Raw genomic sequence first — 17980 nt, 5'->3', positions numbered from 1 at the left:
CGAGCTGGCGCGTCAGCAAGGCCAGCTCGGCCGCGCGCCCTGCCATCAGCCGCGCCTGCACGCGCTCCTGCGGGCGGATCGGCGCCTGGGTGGCCAGGCCCAGCACCGCAAACACCGGCATGGGTTCGGCCTTGCCCTTGAGCGGCACGGGCGGGCGGGCTTCGAGCCGGAACTCCTGGCCCAGCTGCTGGCGCAGCCGGCCGGAGACCAGCAGCTCGCCGGGCCGGGCCAGCGTCATCAGCCGCGCCGCGGCGTTCACCTCATCGCCCAGCGCGCCGAAGGACTGGCGCGTGGGCCCGCCATAGCCGCCCACCCGCAGCGTGCCGCAGGACAGACCGATCTGCACCGCATGCGCCGTGCCGGCCAGGCGCTCGCGCAGCGCCAGCGCGGCGCGCACGGCACGCGCCGCGTCGTCCTCGTGCACCTGGGCGGCACCGAAGTTGGCGTACACATAGCTGCCCTTGTCGCCCACGCTGAGCTCCAGCAGCGTGCCGCCCTGCTGCTCGACAGCGCTGCGGATCTGCGCCACCAGCGCGTCCAGCGCGGCCAGCGCGCCGGGGTCGCGGTCGTAGTCGATGCCCTCGAAGCGCAGGAACAGCGCGGTGGCCGGGCGCAGATCGCTGAGGAACAGGTCCTGCCCGCTGAGCTCGCGCTCGAACACGACGGGCTGCACCCAGGGGCGCAGCAGCGCCAGCGGCCACTCGGGCCACGGCGCCGGCGAACGCGGCACCAGCGCGGGGCGCGGCGTCCAGGCCGGGTCGAGCCGGAAGCAGCGTTCGCCGCCGGGTGCCTGGCGCGGCGCGCCCTGGGGCAGGCCGAGCTGCGCGGCACTGGCTTCATCGACCAGCACCTCGCCGGCCTGCGCCAGGCCTTCGGCGGCGGCGGCGCGCACCACCGTGGCGCCCACCAGCACGTCCAGCCACTGCGGCGGCTGGCTGCCACGCCCCACCACCCAGCGCCGCGCCGCACCGCTGGCCATGCCGACGCGCAGCGACAGGCCGTCAAAAGCCGCCATGGCCTGCTGCATGGCCAGCGCCGCCACCGCGCCACGCGCGCAGGCGGCGCCTTGCGCAGCATCGAACCAGCAGGTGATGGCATCGCCGGCAAAGCTGATGACGCTGCCCTGCTGCGCCTCGACCGCGGCAATCAGCGCCGCGTAGACGGCATTGATCTGCTCCGACAGCGCCTCGATGCCCAGGCGCTCGCCGCTGCGCTGGCTGAGCCGCTCGGTCAGCGCCGTGAAGCCGGCGATGTCCGCAATCAGCACCGTGCCCTGCACGCGCTCCGGCAGGCTGCCCTCGGGCGTTTCCGCCCGCGCCAGTCGACGATCCTGAGACAGGTAGCTGAGCAGGGGCATGCGAGAGCGAAGGGCGCAGGCCAGACGGGCGTCAGGGGCCGGTGCGCAAGCGCCGCCACCGGGCTTGAAGGACGGTAGCACGGACGCCCCCGCACCCTGAACCCAGCTGAAGCGGCCGAGGTTCGCCGCCGCATTCTTCCGCTGCGCGCAAGAGCCCATTGCCCCCCGGGTGGTTTTTCAAACGGGCCCCGATTCCTAGAGTTCGTTCCCAGCCCAACACGGCTACCAACCCCACCCCAACGAACGCAAAGGAAACCCCATGAAAGCCGCCATCATCATCCTGTCCGACCCCAAGCACGGAGGCGAAGACGCCCTGGGCCGCATGTTCAACGGCCTGGCCGCCGCCTACGACTTCAAGCAGCGCGACATCCCCGTGTCGATCTACTTCCAGGGCGCCGGCACCCGCTGGCCCGGCGTGGTGGGCCAGCCCAGCCACCCGGTGCACGCGCTCTTCAAGGCCGTGGAGACGGAGATCGCCGGCGTGTCCTGCGGCTGCGCGGATGTCTTCGGTGCCCGTGAAGACGCCGTCAAGAGCGGCTTTGACCTGATCACCGACAACAGCGTCCCCGGCACCTCGGGCCTGCCCAGCCTGGGCAAGCTGGTGGCCGACGGCTTCACCGTCTTCACCTTCTGAGCCGAGCCCGCCATGGCCTTTGCCTTTCATGAGGGTGAGCGCGCCGTGCAGGCGCGTGCCGGCGAGTCCGCGGTCGCGCTGCGCAATGCCACGGTGATCACCGACACGGTGATCGCCGGTGCGCGCCCCTTCATCGAAAAGCAGGCCATGACGGCGGTGGCGGCGCGCGCCGCTGACGGCGCGCTCTGGGCCTCGCTGTGGTTCGGCGCGCCGGGCTTTCTGAAGAGCCCGGAGGGCCGCCATATCGAGATCCACACCCCCGCCGCACAACGCGACCCGAGCGACCCGGTGTGGGCGCAGATGCAGGCCGACGCGCCGCTCGGCATGCTGTTCATCGAGCTCAGCACGCGCCGCCGCTACCGCGTCAATGGCCATGTGCACGCACTGCAAGCCGAGCAGATGGTGCTGGCCATTGACGAGGCCTACCCCAACTGCCCCAAGTACATCCAGCGCCGCCACCTGCGCGCGCTGGGTGAAGTTCAGAACCTTGAGAGCCCACGCACCAGCCGCGGCACCGAACTGAATGCCGAGGCCCTGGCCGTGCTGGCCCAGGCCGACACCCTGTTCATGGCCAGCGGCGCGCCTGCTGGGCATCTGGACGCCTCGCACCGCGGCGGCCCGGGCGGCTTCGTGCAGGCCCTCAGCGCCACCCGCCTGCGCGTACCCGACTACGGCGGCAACAGCCTGTTCAACACCTTCGGCAACCTGGCGCTGGACGCGTCCTGCGGCCTGGTGCTGCCGGACTTTGCCGCGGGGCACCTGCTGCACCTGAGCGGCCGCGCCGAGCTGCTGTGGGACCAACCCGACCCGCAGGGCCTCACCGGCGGCACCGGCCGCTTCTGGGAATTCGAGCTGCGCGAGTGGCTGCTGCGCGAGTTGCCCACCGCCATGGAGTGGGAGTACCTGGACGCCTCGCCCTTCCTCCCCACCCCCGTCTCCGCATGAAACTCCTCATCCAGGCCACCGTGGCCCATGGCGCCGAAGTGCGCGAACTGCGCCTGCGCCACCCCGACGGCCTGCACCTGCCCGCCTGGCCGGCCGGCGCGCATCTGAAGCTGCATCTGCCGCAAGCCGATGGCCACACGCTGGAGCGCCACTACTCGCTGGTCGGCACCCCGGGCGTCACGCAGGAGTACCGCATCGCGGTGTTGAAGGACACCCAATCCCGCGGCGGTTCGCGCCATGTCCACGAGGCCTTGGCGGCCGGGCAGATGCTGGAGATTGAGGGCCCGTTCGACAGCTTTCCGCTGCAGGCCGGGGCCGGCCGCACCGTGCTGGTGGCAGGCGGCATCGGCATCACGCCCCTGCACGCCATGGCCCACGAACTCAACGCCCAGGGGCGTGACTTCGAGTTGCATTACCTGGCGCGCAGCGAAGACCGCCTGGTGCTGCTGGACGAGCTGCGCGCCCTGCCGCATGCGCGGATCCACCTGCACCTGGGCCGCACGCCGCCCGACCTGGCGGGGCTGTTGGGTTCGTTCCAGGCCGGCGCCAGCCTGCACGCCTGCGGCCCGGTACCGTTGCTCAACGCCTTGCGCGAGCAGGCCGCCGCCCTGGGCTGGCCGGCCTCTGCCGTGCACTTCGAAAGCTTTGGCGCCCGCGTGGACGCGCAGGACCGCCCGATCCGCCTGCACCTGGCGCAGTCCGGCCTCAGCCTGGACGTGCCGGTGGGGGTGAGCCTGCTGGATGCCCTGATCCAGGCCGACCAGTTCGTCGCCTTCGACTGCAAGCGCGGCGAATGCGGCCAGTGCTGGACCCCGGTGCTCGACGGCGAGCCCGTGCACCGCGACGTCTGCCTGACCCCCGCCCAGCGCGCCGGTGGCCTGTGCACCTGCGTGGGCTGGGCCCGCAGCGCCGAACTCACTTTGGATCTTTGAGAGAGAGCGCATGACCCGTGCCCTGGGCGTGGACCGCCTGCACCTGATGACGGTCTACGTGGCGGTGGTGGACGCCAATGGCTTTGCCGGCGCCGCCCGCAAGCTCCGCATCTCGCCGCCCGCCGTCACCCGCGCCATTGCCGAACTGGAGCGCCAGCTCGGCGTGCGCCTGCTCACCCGCACCACGCGGGTGGTGCGCGTCACCGACGTGGGCGCGCGCTACGTGGAGGACTGCCGGCGCATCCTGGCCTCGCTGAGCGAGGCCGACGCCGCCGTCAACGGCCTGCACCGCGAGCCGCAAGGGCGGCTCACGCTCACCGCCCCGGTGCTGCTGGGCGCGCAATTCATCACCGGCATCGTCAGCGAGTACCTGCAGCGCTACCCGCAGGTCAGCGCCACCTGCCTGTTCCTGGACCGCGTGGTCAACCTGATGGACGAGGGCGTGGACGTGGCGGTGCGCATTGGCGAGCTGCCCGATTCCTCGCTGCAGGCCGTGCGCGTAGGCCAGGTGCGGCGGGTGATCTGCGCCTCGCCCGAGTACCTGGCCCGCCACGGCACGCCGCAGCGGCCCGAAGACCTGACCCAGCACCGCGTGGTGGCGGCCGCGGGCAGCCAGGCGAGCGTGGAGTGGAAGCTCTTCCGCGAGGGCCAGGCGCACAACGTGCGCCTGAGCCCCCGCCTGATGACCACCACCAACGAAACCGCCCTGGCCACCGCGCTCAGCGGCCTGGGCCTGACCCGGCTGCTGAGCTACCAGGTGCGCGAGCACCTGCAAAGCGGCGCCCTGGTGGAGGTGCTGGCCGACCACGCCCCGCCCACCCTGCCGCTGCACCTGGTGCACCGCGAGGGCCGCTATGCCTCCAGCAAGGCGCGCGCGTTTCTGGATCTGGCGATCGAGCGGCTGCGGGCGGAGCCGGCACTGGCGGCTTGAGGGCAGCAGCGCCAGACGCTGCAGCTGGTCAGTGCCGGCCAGGATGGGACAAGGCACCCCGTTCGTGCTGCTGGAGCAAGGGCAGCGGCGGGTTGAACGGAACCCGCGCGTACCTCAGAACAGCCAGTGGCGCCAGCAGGTAGAGCCAGGCGCTGAATGCCCGCACCTGGGCTTCGATTTCCCGGAACAGGGCCTCGTCTGCAGGCGGGCCGATGAGCGAGATCCAGACGTTGACCATCGGGGTCGTCCATGACGAACAAGCGGCTCTTGTAGAGAAAGTACGCCTCGAAATCGTCGGTGAGTACCCAAGACTTCTTCGCAAGGACCCGCAGCCCAGGCAGCCGTTCGAGATGCCACACCAGACACGAGGCCGGCGCCAACTGCTCGCGCACCTCCAGAGCCAAAGGCTCCTTCTCGGTGCTACCAAGTCGCTCGGTGGTCAGAGGCATGGGCTCAATGGAAATCGCAGGTGCTTGCTTGCCGTCATTCCAGCACGGGCAGCCGGCCGTCTGGCCCTCCACCGGTCGCCCCTCGCATCGCCATCGGTGCGTCAGCAAGCGCCGGCGCTTCCAGCACGCCTTGCTGCGGCTGACGGATTGGGGTGCTGGACTCGCAGACCGGGGGCAACTTACCCTTCTGCAACACTTTTGCCCGATCAGGAACCCCATGCCTCTCGCCCATCCCCGCCTCCTGCCCCTGCTGGCGCTGGTCTTCGCCTTGAGCGCGAGGGCCGATCTGGGCCTCCCCGACAGCGTCAAGTTCCCGGCCCAGATCGGGCTAGCCGAAGGCCAAGGGCTCGAGAAGGAAGCCCAGTCCGAGGCCGAATTCGCCATCGACAAGAAGGGGAGCCGCAGCACGCTCAAGGGCCTGCGGCATGCGCGGTGGTTCAGCTACACGCCTGCCGGAGGTGAACCTGCGCTGGGCTACTACAACGGCAGCGAGCAACGCATCAGCAAGGCCCTGCTGGCAACGCTTGAAAAGGCCGGCTGGACCTTGGTGTGGATGGAAGAGAACAAGGCAGCCTTCAGCATGAAGCGCGGCGAGTCCTGGCTGAGCGTGCGCATGGACGCCCCGCAGGGTCAAGTCCGTGTGGAGACGATTGAGCCCGCCGCTGCGGGCACCGCCTTCGTGCTGCCGCCACCCGCCGACAAACCCGAAAGCTTTTCGGACAAAGACGACATCCCCTACCTGCTGCCGCCCGCTGGCTCGGCGCGCCTGGGCCAGGGCCATGCCGAGGAACCCCTGGATGTGTCTCTGCCCGGCAGCGGCGAGGAAGTGCGCCTGGCCGGAAGCAGCGTGCTGATACGCAGCTACCAGGGTCCGAGCACGCTGTCGCGCCAACAGTTCATGGCCGACTACCGCAAGGCCCTGCGCGAAGCGGGTTGGGCCCTGCTATTCCCCAGCGACGCCAAGGCCGCTTCAGAGTCCCAGATCCTGGCCCGCTACACGCTCAAGGGTCGCGACATCTGGGCCCGGCTGTGGTTTGAATTCGGCGCCAAGCTCAGCTTCAGCGTTGCCGATGCCGGCGGCGACGATTGGGCAGCCCGCCTGGCCAAGGAATGCAAGGTCCCGCTGTACGGCGTGTACTTCGATTTCAACCAGGCGACGCTGAAACCGGAGTCCGAGCCGGTGCTGAAGCGCGTAGCCCAGCTCCTCAAGTCCCGCGCTGAAGCCTTCGAACTGCGCGGCCACACCGATGCCGTGGGCAATGACGAGGCCAACCTCAAGCTCTCCGACGCCCGCGCTGCCAGCGTGCGCCAGTGGTTGTTGCAAGCGGGCGTGGATCCCAAACGCCTGTCGGCCAAGGGTTTCGGCAAGAGCCAGCCGGTGGCGGACAACGCAAGCGAACAAGGGCGCGCGAAGAACCGACGGGTGGAATTGGTGCGCACCAGCTGCGCCCGGTGAAGCACCTGAGCTGGCTCGGCGGCGCCGCGGCTCTCGGACTTGGCGCTGCCCTTCGAGCCGGCGAGCAAGCAGGTGCGGCGGGCCTTGGGCTGCTCCCCGCCGCATCCGTCAAAGGTCCAGAGTCAGCTCCGGCCCCTGCGCCCGCGACACGCACACGCACATCCGCTCGCGGCGTTCGTTGGCGCTCAGCACCGTGTCACGGTGCTCGGGCGTGCCGCCCAGCACCTTGACCGCGCAATCCCCGCAGCTGCCGCCGCGGCAGCCGAAGGGCACGGCCACGCCGGCGTCTTCCAGCGCCTCCAGCACGGTCTGCAGCGGGTTCACCGCCACCTGGCGGCCGCTGCGGGCCAGCGTCACGGTGAGGGCCTTCTCGGCACCCACCGTCTGGGCGGCGCGGAAGCGCTCGACGCGCAGGCGCTTGGGGTCCAGGTCCTGCGCGGCCGCAGCGGCCTGGGCGTCCTCCAGCAGGCCCCGCGGGCCGCACAGATAGAAGAGCGCGTCGGCGGGCGCGGCGGCCAGCACGGCCGCCAGGTCCAGGCGCTGGCCGGCGTCCTTGGCGTAGACGTGCAGGCCGGCGCCGAACTCACGCTCCAGCCGGTCCAGATAGGCGCCCTCGCGGCGTGAGCGCACGGCGTAGTGCAGTTCCACCGGCCGGCGCAGCGCACGCAGGCGCAGGGCCATGGCCTTGATGGGGGTGATGCCCACGCCGGCGGCGATCAGCACCGCGGGGCGCTCGTCCTCGTGCAGGTTGAAGTCATTGCCCGGCATGCCGCAGTGCAGGGTCATGCCCAGCCGGTAGCCCTGGTGCACGGCCACCGAGCCGCCGCTGCCGCCGTCCTCGCGCAGCACGGCGATCTCGTAGGCGTCGCGCCGCGCCGGGTTGGAGCTGATGGAGTAGCGGCGCGTGCTCAGGGCCCCGCTGGCCAGCCGCACCGGCACGTCGATGTGGGCGCCGGCGCGCACGGCGGGCAGCTCGCGCCCCTCGGGGTCGCGCAGCTCGTAGGCGCGCACGCGCGGGGTCAGTTCGCGCACGCCGCTGATGCGCAAGCGCAGCGGGCCGGAGCCCAGCTCCAGCTCGGCCTGGCTGGCCTGGGCGCGCAGGCGCTCCAGTTCGGTGCGCAGCGGCCGCACGGCCTCGTTGATCTCGGCCTCGGTGAAGCGCGGGGTGATGTGCTTGGGGCAGTTCCAGTCGTAGGCCTCGACCGTGATGAGCACCGCGCGCTCGGCCGGCTGGGCCACGCCGGGCATGCGCAGCCGCGCCAGCAGCTCGGGGTCGTCCTCGACGAAGCGCACGCGGCCCAGCAGCTTGAGGCGGCGCTGCGCGGCGTAGTCCATGAAGAAGAGCGAGACGCGGTCATTGCCCTGCAGATTGCCGACGCTGATGTACTGGCGGTTGCCGCTCACATCGGCATAGGCCAGGGTCTTGGCATCCAGCACCTTCAGGAAGCCGGCCGGGCCGCCGCGGAACTGCACGTAAGGCCAGCCGGTCTCGCCCACCGTGGCCTGGTAGAAGCCGTCGCGGGCGCTGATGAATTCGGCCTCGCGTGCCGTCAGCGAGTCGCGGCGATCGTCGGTCAGGTCCAGCGGCGCATAGGCCTGGCGGCTGCCCATGCGGCTCTGCATGGCGCGCACGCGCTCGGTGAAGGCAAGGTCGGAATAGGCGCGGCTCATCGGGGTCTCCTGATCGAGCCTGCACTGTCGCCGCTCCCCGCCGCGGGGTGAAGGCGCCCGCGCGGCAATGCACTGTGCCGCGGCGCGGAAGAATCGAAGCCCTCAGGCCAGCTGCACGCGGCTGCTGCCGGCGCGCTTGGCGCGGTACATGGCGGCGTCGGCGCTGCGGCCCAGGCTCTCGGCGTCCTGCCCGTGCTGCGGGTACAGCGCCACGCCGATGCTGCCCGAGATCTCGACCCGCTGCCCCTCCAGCTCAAAGGGCTGCGCCAGCGCGGCGCGCATCTTCTCGGCCACGGCCAGCACCTCTTCGGCCCGCAGGGCGGGCTGCAGCAGGGCCACGAATTCGTCCCCGCCCACGCGGGCCACGGTGTCCGACTGGCGCAGCGCGTGCTTGAGGCGGCGCGCCACATGGCGCAGCAGCGCGTCGCCGGCGGCGTGGCCCAGGGTGTCGTTGATGGGTTTGAACTTGTCGAGGTCGATGTTGACCAGCGCCAGGCCCTCGCGCCGGCGCCCGGCCTGGCCGAGTGCGACCTGCAGGCGGTCCTCGAACAGATGACGGTTCGGCAGCTCGGTCAGCGCGTCGTATTGCGCCTGGAAGCGCAGGCGCTGCTCGCGCCAGGTGCGCTCCAGCGCATTGGCCAGCTGGTCCGCTGCGAACTGCAGCAGCCTCACCTGCGCCTCGGTGCAGGGGCGCGCATCTTCAAGCGGCTCGACAACCAGGGCGCCGACGATCCGCCCGCCCAGGCGCAGCGGTGCCCCCAGCCAGGCGCCCTCCGCCGAGCCGCTGCCCTGGCAGGGGCCGACGCCCTGCACCACCTGCCAGGCGCGCTGCAGGGCCCTGGGCTGCAGGCCGCGTGCACCGGCCGGGGGCTCGGCCCCGCCCTGGTAGGCCATCTGCAACTGGGCACTGCCCTCGTCCAGCAGTGCCACCTGCAGGGCGCGCAGGGGCAGCACCTCGCCCAGCAGGCGTTCGATCTGCGGGTACAGGGTGGCGCAGGAGTCGCAGTCGTGCGCGCAGGTGGACAGGCCATGCAGGGCCGCCTGCATGCGCGCGGCCAGCTTGCGCTCGGTGATGTCACGGAACACCACCGTCACGCCGTAGATGGATCCCTGCCCGTCGCGCAGGGGCGCGGTGCGGTATTCCACCGGAAAGCAGCTGCCGTCCTGCCGCCAGAACACGTCGTCCAGCACCTCTCTCGGCTGGCCGTCCTGCAGGGTCGAGAAGATCGGACAGTCCTCGACCGGGAACAGGCGCCCGTCGGCATGGTGGTGGTGAATGGCGGCGTGGCCGTTCTTGCCCACCAGGCAGTCGCCACACCAGCCCAGCAGCCGCGCCGAGGCGGCGTTCTCGATCAGCACGCGGCCCTGCAGGTCGATGACATGGATGCCATCGCTGACCGAACCCAGGATGTGCTCGTGCAGGGCATCGCTGCCCAGGAGAGACAAGGACGGCACGGTCATGGGCGCTCCTGCAGGGCGGGTGGGCCAGTGTGCCGAAACCCGCGCCGGCACGCCATGGTCAGCGCGGGGCCCGGGCGGCGATGCGGCGCCAGAACCCGGGCAGGCTCCAAGCGCCCGGCCCGTGCACGACCAACACCAGCAGCAGCACACCCCAGAGTTGGTGCTGCACCAGGGCCGCAGGGGCGATCTCCGGCAGGCTGAGCACGGCCACCCCGTTCACCACCAGGAGGCCCAGCACGGGCACGCGGTCCAGCAGGCCGAGCACCAGCAAGGGTGGCAGCAGCAGTTCGCCGGCAGTGCCGGCCCAGGCCGCAGCTTCGGGCGGCAGCAGGGGCACGTGGTACTCATCGGTGAACAGCATCAGGGTGGTCTCCCAGTCCCTCAGCTTGGTCATGCCGGAGGCGAAGAACACCCAGGCCACGTGCAGGCGGGCCAGTAGCAGCAGCGGGGCTTCGAGCACTTGCAGATGCCTCAGCCCCTGCAGGGCCCTGCGGATCAGAGCGGGCGCAGCCATGCTCACAGCCCCAGCTCGCTCAGGCCCGGATGGGCATCCGGCCGGCGACCCAGCGGCCAGTGGAACTTGCGCTCCTCGGGTCGGATCGGCAGGTCGTTGATGGAGGCATGCCGCACCGCCATGAAGCCGTTGGCGTCGAACTCCCAGTTCTCATTGCCGTAGGCGCGGAACCAGTGGCCGGCGTCGTCCCGCCATTCGTAGGCGAAGCGCACCGCGATGCGGTGGCCGTCATGCGCCCAGATCTCCTTGATCAGGCGGTACTCCTGCTCCCGGGCCCATTTGCGCTCCAGGAAGGCCTGGATGGCCGCCCGCCCTTGGAAGATTTCGGCGCGGTTGCGCCAGCGGCTCTCGGGCGTGTAGGCCAGGGCCACCTTGCTCGGGTCGCGCTGGTTCCAGGCGTCTTCGGCGGCGCGCACCTTTTGCCGGGCGGTTTCCAGCGTGAAGGGCGGCAGGGGGTGGCGGGGGGTTTCAGGGGTGTTCATGGGCTGCGCAAAGGGGGTCAGAGAGAGCGGTCTGGCGGCGATACAGAGCATTCAGGCGGCGCGCTTCGCGCTCCAGGTGCCCGGCATGTCCACATGGCCCGGCAGGGCCTGCACCCGCCCCAGCCAGGCCTGCACGGCGGGATAGGGGCTGAGGTCCACCTGGCCCTCGGGCGCCAGGGCGATGTAGGGGTAGACGGCCAAGTCGGCCATGGTGGGTGCCGCGCCGTCCACCAGCCAAGGCTGGGTGGTCAGCACGGTTTCCAGCACCGCCAAGAGGGCCGCGGTGCGGGCCTTCGCGGCCGCCACATCGATCGGGCGGCCGAACTTGTGGTGCAGGCGCAGCAGGTTCGGGCCGTGGGCCACCTCGTTGGCGGCGGTGGAGAGCCAGGCCACCACCTGCGCCAGTCGCCCGGCCTCCCGGGGCCACCAGGCGTCGCCGCCATAGCGCTGGCCCAGGTAGGCCAGGATGGCCTGGCTGTCGCGCACCACCACCTCGCCGTCCACCAGCACCGGCACCTGGCCGAAGGGGTTGAGCTTCAGGAACTCGGTGGCCTTGTGCGCGCCGCCGCTGGGCACCTCGGCCTCGTAAGGCAGGCCGAGCAGGGACAGGGCCAGACGCACCTTGTGGGCGTTGCCGGAGAGATGGAAGTGATAGAGCTTCATGGGGCGGGGAGATCCAGGACAGGGAAGGAGCTCAGGCGGCGGCGCGGGCATAGCCCTGCGGCAGGTGGCCGCTGAGGTGGCGGTGCGGCGTGAGCTTCTCGGCGTTCACGCGCGCCAGCGCGCCGCTGGGCCAGCGCGGCGCGCGGCTCGCGTCGGTGTCGTAGTTGCGGCGTTGAAACTCGGCCGCGAACTCGGGGCGCCGGAGGTCGCGGGCATAGGGGCGCAGCTGGCGCGACAACTGGGCGATGCGTGCCGGGTCGTTGCGGCGGCTGAAGCGTGCGAAGCCGCGGAAGCGAAAGGCCTCCTCGATGCGCCGGTTGCTGCAGTGGATGAGCGCATCCATCAAGGCGAACACGAACTCGACCCGGCTGGCCTGCGCCAGCTGAAGACGCAGCACCTGGCCATCAAAGTGCGCCAGCTCGCCCTCCGCCGCACGCGCCGCGGGCGGGCTGCCGATGCGAACCCAGAGCGCCGCACCGTCCACCCCCCAGTCCTCGCAGCGCAGCAGCTCCAAGGGCCGTTGTGCGAACTGGCAGAGCGACAACCACTCACGCACCGCCTCGGCCAGCGGGCGATCCAGTGCTTGCGGCTCCGGCTCGGCCGCAGTCAGCTCCGGGAATGCCGCCATCAGCGGCAGATCCAGGTGATTGCTCAAGGGCGTGGAGACGCGGGCGCCGGTGGCATCGCGCAGGGTCAGCAGCTCGCGCACCTCGTGCTCATGAGCCTTCTGCAGGGCCAGGAAGGCGGTCTGCACGATCTCCGAGCTGGGCGTGTCGGGGTCGATGCGCCACTTGCGCCCATAGACCAGCTTGAGCGGGCGCGCGCCGGCACCGCGTTCGTAGTTCTCGCGACCGATCAGGCCCACCTGCACATAGACCCCACCGCCGTCCTCGGCCGCGAACAGCAAGCTGTGCGCATCGCATGCCACCTCGGCCAGCAGGCTTTGCACGCTGCGGGCGTCATGGCGGAACTGCAGGTAGTGCTGGGGCACACAGGCGCACCCGTTGGACAGGGTGACGGTGGGCGCTCCGGGCATGGTCAGCTCGCCCAGGGCTGGGTTCAGTGCAGGGGGGTTCATCGCTCTGAGGAGTTCAGCGCCAGCGCGCACGGCGGAACGCAGCGCGCTGGCAGCAGGCTGGCTTTACAGGTCCTTGGGCGCCTTGGCCTTGATCTTGGGCCAGGTCATCTGGGCGTTCTTGATGTTGCCGGGCACGTCTTCCAGCCACTTCTTCTGCACGTCCTTGTTGACGTTCAGGTAAAGCTTGCCGTCCACCACGCGCCAGGCGGTCGGGTCGCCGTCCAGCTTCTTCTCCAGCGCCACGCCCATGGCGCAGAAGCCGCCGAAGGCCGGCACGTACTTGGCCGGGTTGGCCTTGAACAGGTCGCGGTTGGCGGCGCTGCTGAACAGGTAGGTGGCACCCTCGTGCTTGGCCATGAAGTCGGCGTTGCCCTGCGTGGGCGCGCCGGCGGTTTGGTAGGCCACCACGTCGTAGCCCTGCACCGCCACGCCCTTGGCGTCGACGTTCAGCGCGGCGGTGCTGTTGGTGTCGTAGGCGAAGGCGGTGCTGGGCAGCACGGCCGTCAGGCTGGCGGAGGCGATCAGGGTAGCCAGCAGGGTGTGGCGCAGGGTCATGGATTTCATTGCAAAAGTCCTGTCAGTCGTGAGCGGGAGTGGGGGCCGGTGCATCCGTCTCGGAGCACCGTGTCGCTGGGCTTCAGCGCATGGGTTGAACTGTGCGTTTTGGGCTCACAAAGCGGAATCACCGCAGCGCCCAAGACACTCTTGCGGCGCGCGGAATGGTCGAAGTGAACGCCTGGGCTGGGTGCAGCCTCGGGGCGCTGCGCTTGCGACGCCGTGACAGCGTCCTTATCCTCCCGCGGGCTGCGCCTCAGCGGCTCGACCAAGGATCCGATCCATGAGCCTCGCACGCCCCCCACGCAAGTCCACCGGCTTGGGCAAGCCTTGCAGCCGCGGGACGCTGCTGCTCGTCTTACAGCTCGGCATGGGTGAGTTCGCCATGGCCATCAGCCCCACCGAACTCCGGCGCCTGGAGGACCTGGAGCGCGCGCATGAGCAGCAGCGTGAATTCGACCGTCAGTCCGCCGAACGCCAGAACGCGCAGATACAGCGCGATGCCGAGCTTCATGAGGCCCAGGTGCGCAAGCTGCGCGAGCTGCACCAGCGCCTTGAGCGCTGCGGCAGTTGTGCCGAGCGCGCGGCCTTGCAGGCAGAGCTGGAGCACATCCATGCCGAGCATGCGGAGGCAATTCGCCTCTACTGCGCCAACGCCGATCAATGGCGCCAGCAGGGAACGGCCGCCGCCACACTGATCGGCGGCCTGATCCACGGCAGCCCCTTGTGCCAACTCAGGCGGCAGGAAGCACGCCTGCAGCTTGTCGACAAAGCACGCAGCGGCAGGCCCGAGGACGCGCACCGCCTCGCGCTGTGGGTGATCAAGGAAGAGGGGGATGTGCGCCAGGGCTGCACCCAGCTGGAGGCTGGTGTGCGCCAGGGCCATGGCGTCTTCATGCGGGACTACGCGCATTGGTGCCTGGGCAACCGGCAGTCCGGCATCGACGCGCAGCGCGGCGAGCAGTTGCTGCAGCAATGCGCCGACCAGGGCGAGCCGGAGTGCGCGCTGGCACTGCGCAACTACCGGTTCAACCGCGAAGCATTGGCGCAGCGCGCCACGGCCCGCTCCAGCGCCAAGCGGGACTATGCCCGTCGGCCACCGCTGGAGGCGGCCACCATGCGGCGCGAGCAGGGCGACGCCACGCGCCAGGCCGCTCGCGAAGAAGCCCGCTCACACCACCAGGAGCGCCGGGAGAAAGAGCAGGCCCGCGTCTGCGACTTCGAGACGAAGCGGCTGTCCAGCCTGCAGGAGCGGCTCGAAGCCGCCAGCAACGAGCGGCAACGGCTGGTCGCGCAACGCGCGCTGGAGCGCGGGCAGAAGCGCCAGGAGTCCGCCTGCGCGGGCGGCTGAGGCCGCGCGGCCAGTTTGTCCTGGGGCGACCGCCTGCTGCCGGCCTGTACCCAGTGCCCCTTACCCCAGCGCCCGCTTCACCGCCGGCCGCTGCGCAATTCGCTCCACCCAGGCCTGTACCGCCGGGAAGTCCTCCAGCTTCACCCCCGCATAGCCGGCCGAACGCAGCCAGCCGAAGTGGGCAATGTCGGCAATCGAGAAGGATTCACCGGCCAGCCAGGGGGCCTCTCGCAGCCGGGCTTCCAGCACGGCGGTCAGGCGCCGGCTCTCGCCCTGGTAGCGCTCGATGCCGACCGCGATCTTTTCGGGCTGGCGCGCAAACCAGCCGGCCTGGCCGAACATCGGCCCCACGCCGCCGACCTGGAAGAACAGGTATTCCAAGGCGCGGATGCGTTCGCGCGGAGGGGCCGGCAGCAGACCGCCAAACTTCTCCGCCAGGTAGAGCAGGATGGCGCCGGACTCGAACACGGATACCGGCTGTCCATCAGCTCCCTGCGGGTCCACGATGGCCGGGATGCGGCCGTTCGGATTGATCTTCAGGAACTCCGGGCGCTTCTGTTCGTTGGCTGCGAGGTTCACCGGAATGAGCCGGTAGGGCACGCCCAGTTCTTCCAGCGCGATGGGGATCTTGATGCCGTTGGGCGTGGGGGCGAAGTAGACGTCGATCATGAGAGGGCGATGAAGGGGCTCAGGGGGCTGAGGGGCTGTCTGCAAGCGGTGTTTCAGGTGCCGCAGTCCAGGCAGTGCTCCACGGGCGGCGGCGGCAGGCGCAGCAGGCGCTGCAGGTCGCGCAGTGCGGTGCGCAGGCCCTCTTCCACCACCGGGTGATAGAAGGGGCTGTCGAGCATCTGCTGCACGGTGTCGCCGCGCTGCACGCTCCAGGCCAGCAGGTGGCCCAGGTGCTCAGCGGCGGGGCCGATCATTTCGGCGCCCAGCAGGCGCCCGTCCTGGCGGTCCGCATACAGGTGCAGGGCGCCTTGGTTCTTGCGCATCACGCGGCTGCGCCCCTGGTCGGCAAAGCTGACGCGCCCGGTCTCGAAGGCCACTCCCGCCTGCAGCAGTTCGGCGTGGCTGCGCCCGACCATGGCGATCTGCGGATCGCTGAACACCACCGCCAGCGGGGCGCGGCGCGGGCGCACGCGCAGGTCCGGCCAGCGGCCGGCGTTGTCGCCGGCAATGCGGCCTTCATCGGCGGCCTCGTGCAGCAGCTGCAGCTCGGCCGTGGCGTCGCCCGCGATGAAGACAGGATGCGCGCCCACTTGGCCGGTGTGGCGATCGAACTGCGGCACGCCGTGGGCGTCCAGCGGCAGCCCGCCGTGCGCCAGCCCGAGGCCCTGCAGGCGCGGGCGCCGGCCGGTGGCGGCCAGCACCCACTCGAAGCGCTCCTCGCGGCCATCCAGGCTCAACACCACGGCGTCGCCTTCGCGCCGCAGCGCGGGCTGCGGCAGGCCCAGGCTGAGCGGCAGCTCCGCGCCCAGGATGTCGCGGCCCAGGGCCTGCAAGGCGGGGTCGGTGAGCGGGCCGACGCGCTGGCTGCGCCCGATCAGGCGCACCCGCACGCCCAGGCGGTGCAGGGCCTGGGCCAGTTCCAGCGCGATCACGCCCGTGCCCAGCACCAGCACGGATTCGGGCAGGTCCTGCCAGTCAAACAGCGCGTCCTGGGTCAGCAGACGATCGCCCAGCGTGGTGCGCCAGGCCGGATCGATCTGCGGCTCCGAGCCGGTGGCGATCACGATGCGGCCGGCCCGGATGCGCTTTTGCCCGTCGACTTCCAGTACGCCAGGCGCCACGAAGCGCGCATGACCGCGCAGGCGGTGGGCGTCCGGCCAGGCATCGACCGACTCGGTGACGAATCCGACAAAGCGGTCGCGCTCACTGCGCACGCGCTGCATCACGGCCCGGCCGTCGACCTGCGCGCCCTGCACCCGCACGCCGAAGCCGGCCGCCTGCTGCACGGCATGCGCGGCCTCGGCCGCGGCGATCAGCAGCTTGCTGGGCATGCAACCCACACGGGCGCAGGTGGTGCCATAGGGCCCACTCTCGATCGCCAGCACACGCTCGGTGTGCTGGCGCGCTGCCCGGTAGGCCGCCATGCCGGCGGTACCGGTGCCAACGATGGCCACATCGACGCTCAGCTCTTGCATGGCGCAACTCCCAGGAAGACCAGCAAAGCCACCCAAGCGCGAGTCAGGGCGGGCCAATCGGCATCGCCCTGGGGCGGCAGTTCGGTGAAGAAGGGACTGGGCAGCATTTGGATTCGGCTTCAGAACAGGGAGGCCCGAACTGTGCGCAAGCCAGCGCGCAGGCGGAATCCCCGCCGGAGCCAATGCACTGCTGCGTGCAGCGGAACAATCCGGGCCGCCGCAGCGGCTCGGCACAATCCCCGCCACCCCGGGAGGCTTTGTGGACCGTCTGCACCAGATTCAAGTGTTCGTGGCCGTGGTCGACGCCAACGGCTTTGCCGGCGCGGCACGCAAGCTGAACCTCTCGCCACCGGCGGTGACACGCGCCATCAACGAGCTGGAAGCCCAGCTGGGCGCCCGCCTGCTGACCCGCACCACGCGCGTCGTCCGCGTCACCGAAGCGGGCGAGCGCTACGCGGAAGACTGTCGGCGCATCCTGGCTGAGCTGGTGGAGGCGGACGAATCCGTGGCGGGCCTGCACGCCAACCCGCGCGGTCGCCTCACCCTCACGGCGCCGGTGCTGTTCGGCGCGCAGGTGGTCACGCCCATCGTCACCGAGTACCTGCGCCTGCACCCGGAAGTGCAGGCGCAGTGCTGGTTTCTGGACCGCATCGTCAACATGATGGACGAGGGCGTTGACGTGGCCGTGCGCATCGGCGAGCTGCCCGATTCCTCGCTGCAGGCGGTGCGCGTGGGGCAGGTGCGGCGCGTCATCGTGGCCACGCCGCAGTACCTGCAAAGCGCGCCGCCGCTGCAGGTGCCGACCGACCTGCAGGCCCACGCCATCGTGGCCGCCAGCGCCGTCACCCCGAACGCCGAGTGGCGCCTGCAGCAGGCGGGAGAGCCCGTCACCATCAAGCTGCAACCGCGCCTGACCACCACCTCCAACGACGCGGCGATTCAAGCCTGCCTGCAGCACTTCGGGCTGACACGCCTGCTGTCCTATCAGGTGGCGACCTTGCAGACCGAAGGCCGCCTACAGACCGTGCTGACCGACCATGAGCCGGCGCCGTTGCCGGTGCATGTGGTGCACCGCGAGGGACGCTACGCCTCCAAGAAGGCGCGTGCCTTCATCGATCTGGCCGTCGAGCGCCTGCGCGCGCACCCGGCGCTGGAGTCAGGCGGTGGCCGCCCGTGACGGGCTGCGGCGAGGCGAAGTCGTTTGACTGATCAGCTGCGCTAGGTTCTTCGGTTTGTGCCGTTTGGCCGCACGCTGCGCGAGCGGCCACACGTCCAAGCCCCGTTGATCGGCTGCGCCGATCAGGCCGCTGCGCGGCCCAACTTGGCGCAGCCGCTCACCGTCTCATCGACGGTGACC

The 17980-nt window shown here is 70.7% G+C and carries 18 protein-coding genes; 7 read left to right on the top strand and 11 right to left on the bottom strand.

The genetic code is table 11. The annotated features are described in order from the left end of the window. Positions 1-1357: adenylate/guanylate cyclase domain-containing protein (locus ACE3QP_RS21190; RefSeq protein ID WP_374438976.1), on the bottom strand; the 1357-nt coding region annotated here is incomplete at its 3' end. A gap of 259 nt (positions 1358-1616) precedes the next feature. Here ACE3QP_RS21190 and ACE3QP_RS21185 point away from each other — a divergent pair. From ACE3QP_RS21185 to ACE3QP_RS21170, 4 genes are read left to right on the top strand one after another with little or no spacing between them, the layout of a single operon-like run. Further along, positions 1617-1991, top strand: a complete 375-nt coding sequence (locus ACE3QP_RS21185) for a DsrE family protein (protein WP_198109851.1) — start codon at positions 1617-1619, stop codon at positions 1989-1991. Between the two features lie 12 nt (positions 1992-2003). Further along, on the top strand, positions 2004-2936 hold the full coding sequence (locus ACE3QP_RS21180; protein ID WP_374438973.1) for a pyridoxamine 5'-phosphate oxidase family protein: 933 nt from the start codon (positions 2004-2006) through the stop codon (positions 2934-2936). After that, positions 2933-3868 (top strand): 2Fe-2S iron-sulfur cluster-binding protein, encoded by a 936-nt coding sequence (locus ACE3QP_RS21175; protein ID WP_374438971.1) that lies wholly within the window; start codon positions 2933-2935, stop codon positions 3866-3868. Before ACE3QP_RS21180 ends, ACE3QP_RS21175 begins: the two co-directional genes overlap by 4 nt. A gap of 10 nt (positions 3869-3878) precedes the next feature. Further along, complete coding sequence (locus tag ACE3QP_RS21170; protein ID WP_374438970.1) at positions 3879-4799, top strand: LysR substrate-binding domain-containing protein; 921 nt, start codon at positions 3879-3881, stop codon at positions 4797-4799. A gap of 28 nt (positions 4800-4827) precedes the next feature. Here ACE3QP_RS21170 and ACE3QP_RS21165 read toward each other — a convergent pair whose 3' ends face one another. Continuing rightward, entirely contained in the window at positions 4828-5037 is a 210-nt protein-coding gene (locus ACE3QP_RS21165; protein ID WP_374438968.1) for a hypothetical protein, read from the bottom strand. 428 nt (positions 5038-5465) lie between these two features. Between ACE3QP_RS21165 and ACE3QP_RS21160 the strand changes: the two genes are divergently transcribed. Further along, entirely contained in the window at positions 5466-6704 is a 1239-nt protein-coding gene (locus ACE3QP_RS21160; protein WP_374438966.1) for an OmpA family protein, read from the top strand. Positions 6705-6812: 108 nt separating this feature from the next. Here the strand turns inward: ACE3QP_RS21160 and ACE3QP_RS21155 are convergent, their stop codons facing one another. From ACE3QP_RS21155 to ACE3QP_RS21125, 7 genes are all read right to left on the bottom strand, one after another. Next, the gene (locus tag ACE3QP_RS21155) at positions 6813-8375 is read right to left on the bottom strand and encodes a 2Fe-2S iron-sulfur cluster-binding protein (RefSeq protein ID WP_374438964.1); all 1563 of its coding nucleotides are present in this window, start codon (positions 8373-8375) and stop codon (positions 6813-6815) included. Positions 8376-8477: 102 nt separating this feature from the next. After that, positions 8478-9836 carry a diguanylate cyclase domain-containing protein gene (locus tag ACE3QP_RS21150; RefSeq protein ID WP_374438962.1) on the bottom strand — a complete coding sequence of 453 codons (1359 nt, stop codon included), beginning with the start codon at positions 9834-9836 and terminating at the stop codon, positions 8478-8480. A gap of 58 nt (positions 9837-9894) precedes the next feature. Then, a complete protein-coding gene (locus tag ACE3QP_RS21145; protein WP_374438960.1) occupies positions 9895-10350 on the bottom strand; it encodes a DoxX family membrane protein in 456 nt (151 codons plus the stop codon). Between the two features lie 2 nt (positions 10351-10352). Continuing rightward, positions 10353-10832: a DUF1348 family protein gene (locus ACE3QP_RS21140; RefSeq protein ID WP_374438958.1), complete on the bottom strand. Its 480-nt coding sequence runs from the start codon at positions 10830-10832 to the stop codon at positions 10353-10355. A gap of 51 nt (positions 10833-10883) precedes the next feature. Further along, positions 10884-11495, bottom strand: a complete 612-nt coding sequence (locus ACE3QP_RS21135) for a glutathione S-transferase family protein (protein WP_374438956.1) — start codon at positions 11493-11495, stop codon at positions 10884-10886. 31 nt (positions 11496-11526) lie between these two features. After that, positions 11527-12573, bottom strand: a complete 1047-nt coding sequence (locus ACE3QP_RS21130) for a hypothetical protein (protein WP_374438954.1) — start codon at positions 12571-12573, stop codon at positions 11527-11529. Between the two features lie 63 nt (positions 12574-12636). Beyond that, a complete protein-coding gene (locus ACE3QP_RS21125; RefSeq protein ID WP_374438952.1) occupies positions 12637-13137 on the bottom strand; it encodes a YHS domain-containing (seleno)protein in 501 nt (166 codons plus the stop codon). 274 nt (positions 13138-13411) lie between these two features. On the opposite strand from ACE3QP_RS21125, the gene ACE3QP_RS21120 reads away from it, so the two are divergent. Then, the gene (locus ACE3QP_RS21120; protein ID WP_374438950.1) at positions 13412-14479 is read left to right on the top strand and encodes a hypothetical protein; all 1068 of its coding nucleotides are present in this window, start codon (positions 13412-13414) and stop codon (positions 14477-14479) included. Positions 14480-14539: 60 nt separating this feature from the next. On the opposite strand, the gene ACE3QP_RS21115 is transcribed toward ACE3QP_RS21120, so the two are convergent. Then, positions 14540-15148: a glutathione S-transferase family protein gene (locus ACE3QP_RS21115; RefSeq protein ID WP_374438948.1), complete on the bottom strand. Its 609-nt coding sequence runs from the start codon at positions 15146-15148 to the stop codon at positions 14540-14542. Positions 15149-15201: 53 nt separating this feature from the next. Beyond that, on the bottom strand, positions 15202-16623 hold the full coding sequence (locus ACE3QP_RS21110) for a dihydrolipoyl dehydrogenase (protein ID WP_374438946.1): 1422 nt from the start codon (positions 16621-16623) through the stop codon (positions 15202-15204). A gap of 259 nt (positions 16624-16882) precedes the next feature. On the opposite strand from ACE3QP_RS21110, the gene ACE3QP_RS21105 reads away from it, so the two are divergent. Beyond that, positions 16883-17800, top strand: a complete 918-nt coding sequence (locus ACE3QP_RS21105) for a LysR substrate-binding domain-containing protein (RefSeq protein WP_374438944.1) — start codon at positions 16883-16885, stop codon at positions 17798-17800. Positions 17801-17980 lie beyond the last annotated feature (180 nt).

Origin of the sequence: Inhella sp. (genome assembly GCF_041912635.1) — a bacterium.
Classification (GTDB): Bacteria; Pseudomonadota; Gammaproteobacteria; order Burkholderiales; family Burkholderiaceae_C; genus Inhella.
This window is presented reverse-complemented; position numbering and strand designations above follow the sequence as displayed.

What these genes read in the sequence shown, in the direction of transcription:
- ACE3QP_RS21150 (WP_374438962.1), bottom strand. Translation starts at nt 9,836, where the DNA reads ATGACCGTGCCGTCCTTGTCTCTCCTGGGCAGCGATGCCCTGCACGAG.
- ACE3QP_RS21125 (WP_374438952.1), bottom strand. Translation starts at nt 13,137, where the DNA reads ATGAAATCCATGACCCTGCGCCACACCCTGCTGGCTACCCTGATCGCC.
- ACE3QP_RS21180 (WP_374438973.1), top strand. Translation starts at nt 2,004, where the DNA reads ATGGCCTTTGCCTTTCATGAGGGTGAGCGCGCCGTGCAGGCGCGTGCC.
- ACE3QP_RS21145 (WP_374438960.1), bottom strand. Translation starts at nt 10,350, where the DNA reads ATGGCTGCGCCCGCTCTGATCCGCAGGGCCCTGCAGGGGCTGAGGCAT.
- ACE3QP_RS21115 (WP_374438948.1), bottom strand. Translation starts at nt 15,148, where the DNA reads ATGATCGACGTCTACTTCGCCCCCACGCCCAACGGCATCAAGATCCCC.
- ACE3QP_RS21175 (WP_374438971.1), top strand. Translation starts at nt 2,933, where the DNA reads ATGAAACTCCTCATCCAGGCCACCGTGGCCCATGGCGCCGAAGTGCGC.
- ACE3QP_RS21140 (WP_374438958.1), bottom strand. Translation starts at nt 10,832, where the DNA reads ATGAACACCCCTGAAACCCCCCGCCACCCCCTGCCGCCCTTCACGCTG.
- ACE3QP_RS21160 (WP_374438966.1), top strand. Translation starts at nt 5,466, where the DNA reads ATGCCTCTCGCCCATCCCCGCCTCCTGCCCCTGCTGGCGCTGGTCTTC.
- ACE3QP_RS21170 (WP_374438970.1), top strand. Translation starts at nt 3,879, where the DNA reads ATGACCCGTGCCCTGGGCGTGGACCGCCTGCACCTGATGACGGTCTAC.
- ACE3QP_RS21120 (WP_374438950.1), top strand. Translation starts at nt 13,412, where the DNA reads ATGAGCCTCGCACGCCCCCCACGCAAGTCCACCGGCTTGGGCAAGCCT.
- ACE3QP_RS21185 (WP_198109851.1), top strand. Translation starts at nt 1,617, where the DNA reads ATGAAAGCCGCCATCATCATCCTGTCCGACCCCAAGCACGGAGGCGAA.
- ACE3QP_RS21130 (WP_374438954.1), bottom strand. Translation starts at nt 12,573, where the DNA reads ATGAACCCCCCTGCACTGAACCCAGCCCTGGGCGAGCTGACCATGCCC.
- ACE3QP_RS21165 (WP_374438968.1), bottom strand. Translation starts at nt 5,037, where the DNA reads ATGGTCAACGTCTGGATCTCGCTCATCGGCCCGCCTGCAGACGAGGCC.
- ACE3QP_RS21155 (WP_374438964.1), bottom strand. Translation starts at nt 8,375, where the DNA reads ATGAGCCGCGCCTATTCCGACCTTGCCTTCACCGAGCGCGTGCGCGCC.
- ACE3QP_RS21110 (WP_374438946.1), bottom strand. Translation starts at nt 16,623, where the DNA reads ATGCAAGAGCTGAGCGTCGATGTGGCCATCGTTGGCACCGGTACCGCC.
- ACE3QP_RS21135 (WP_374438956.1), bottom strand. Translation starts at nt 11,495, where the DNA reads ATGAAGCTCTATCACTTCCATCTCTCCGGCAACGCCCACAAGGTGCGT.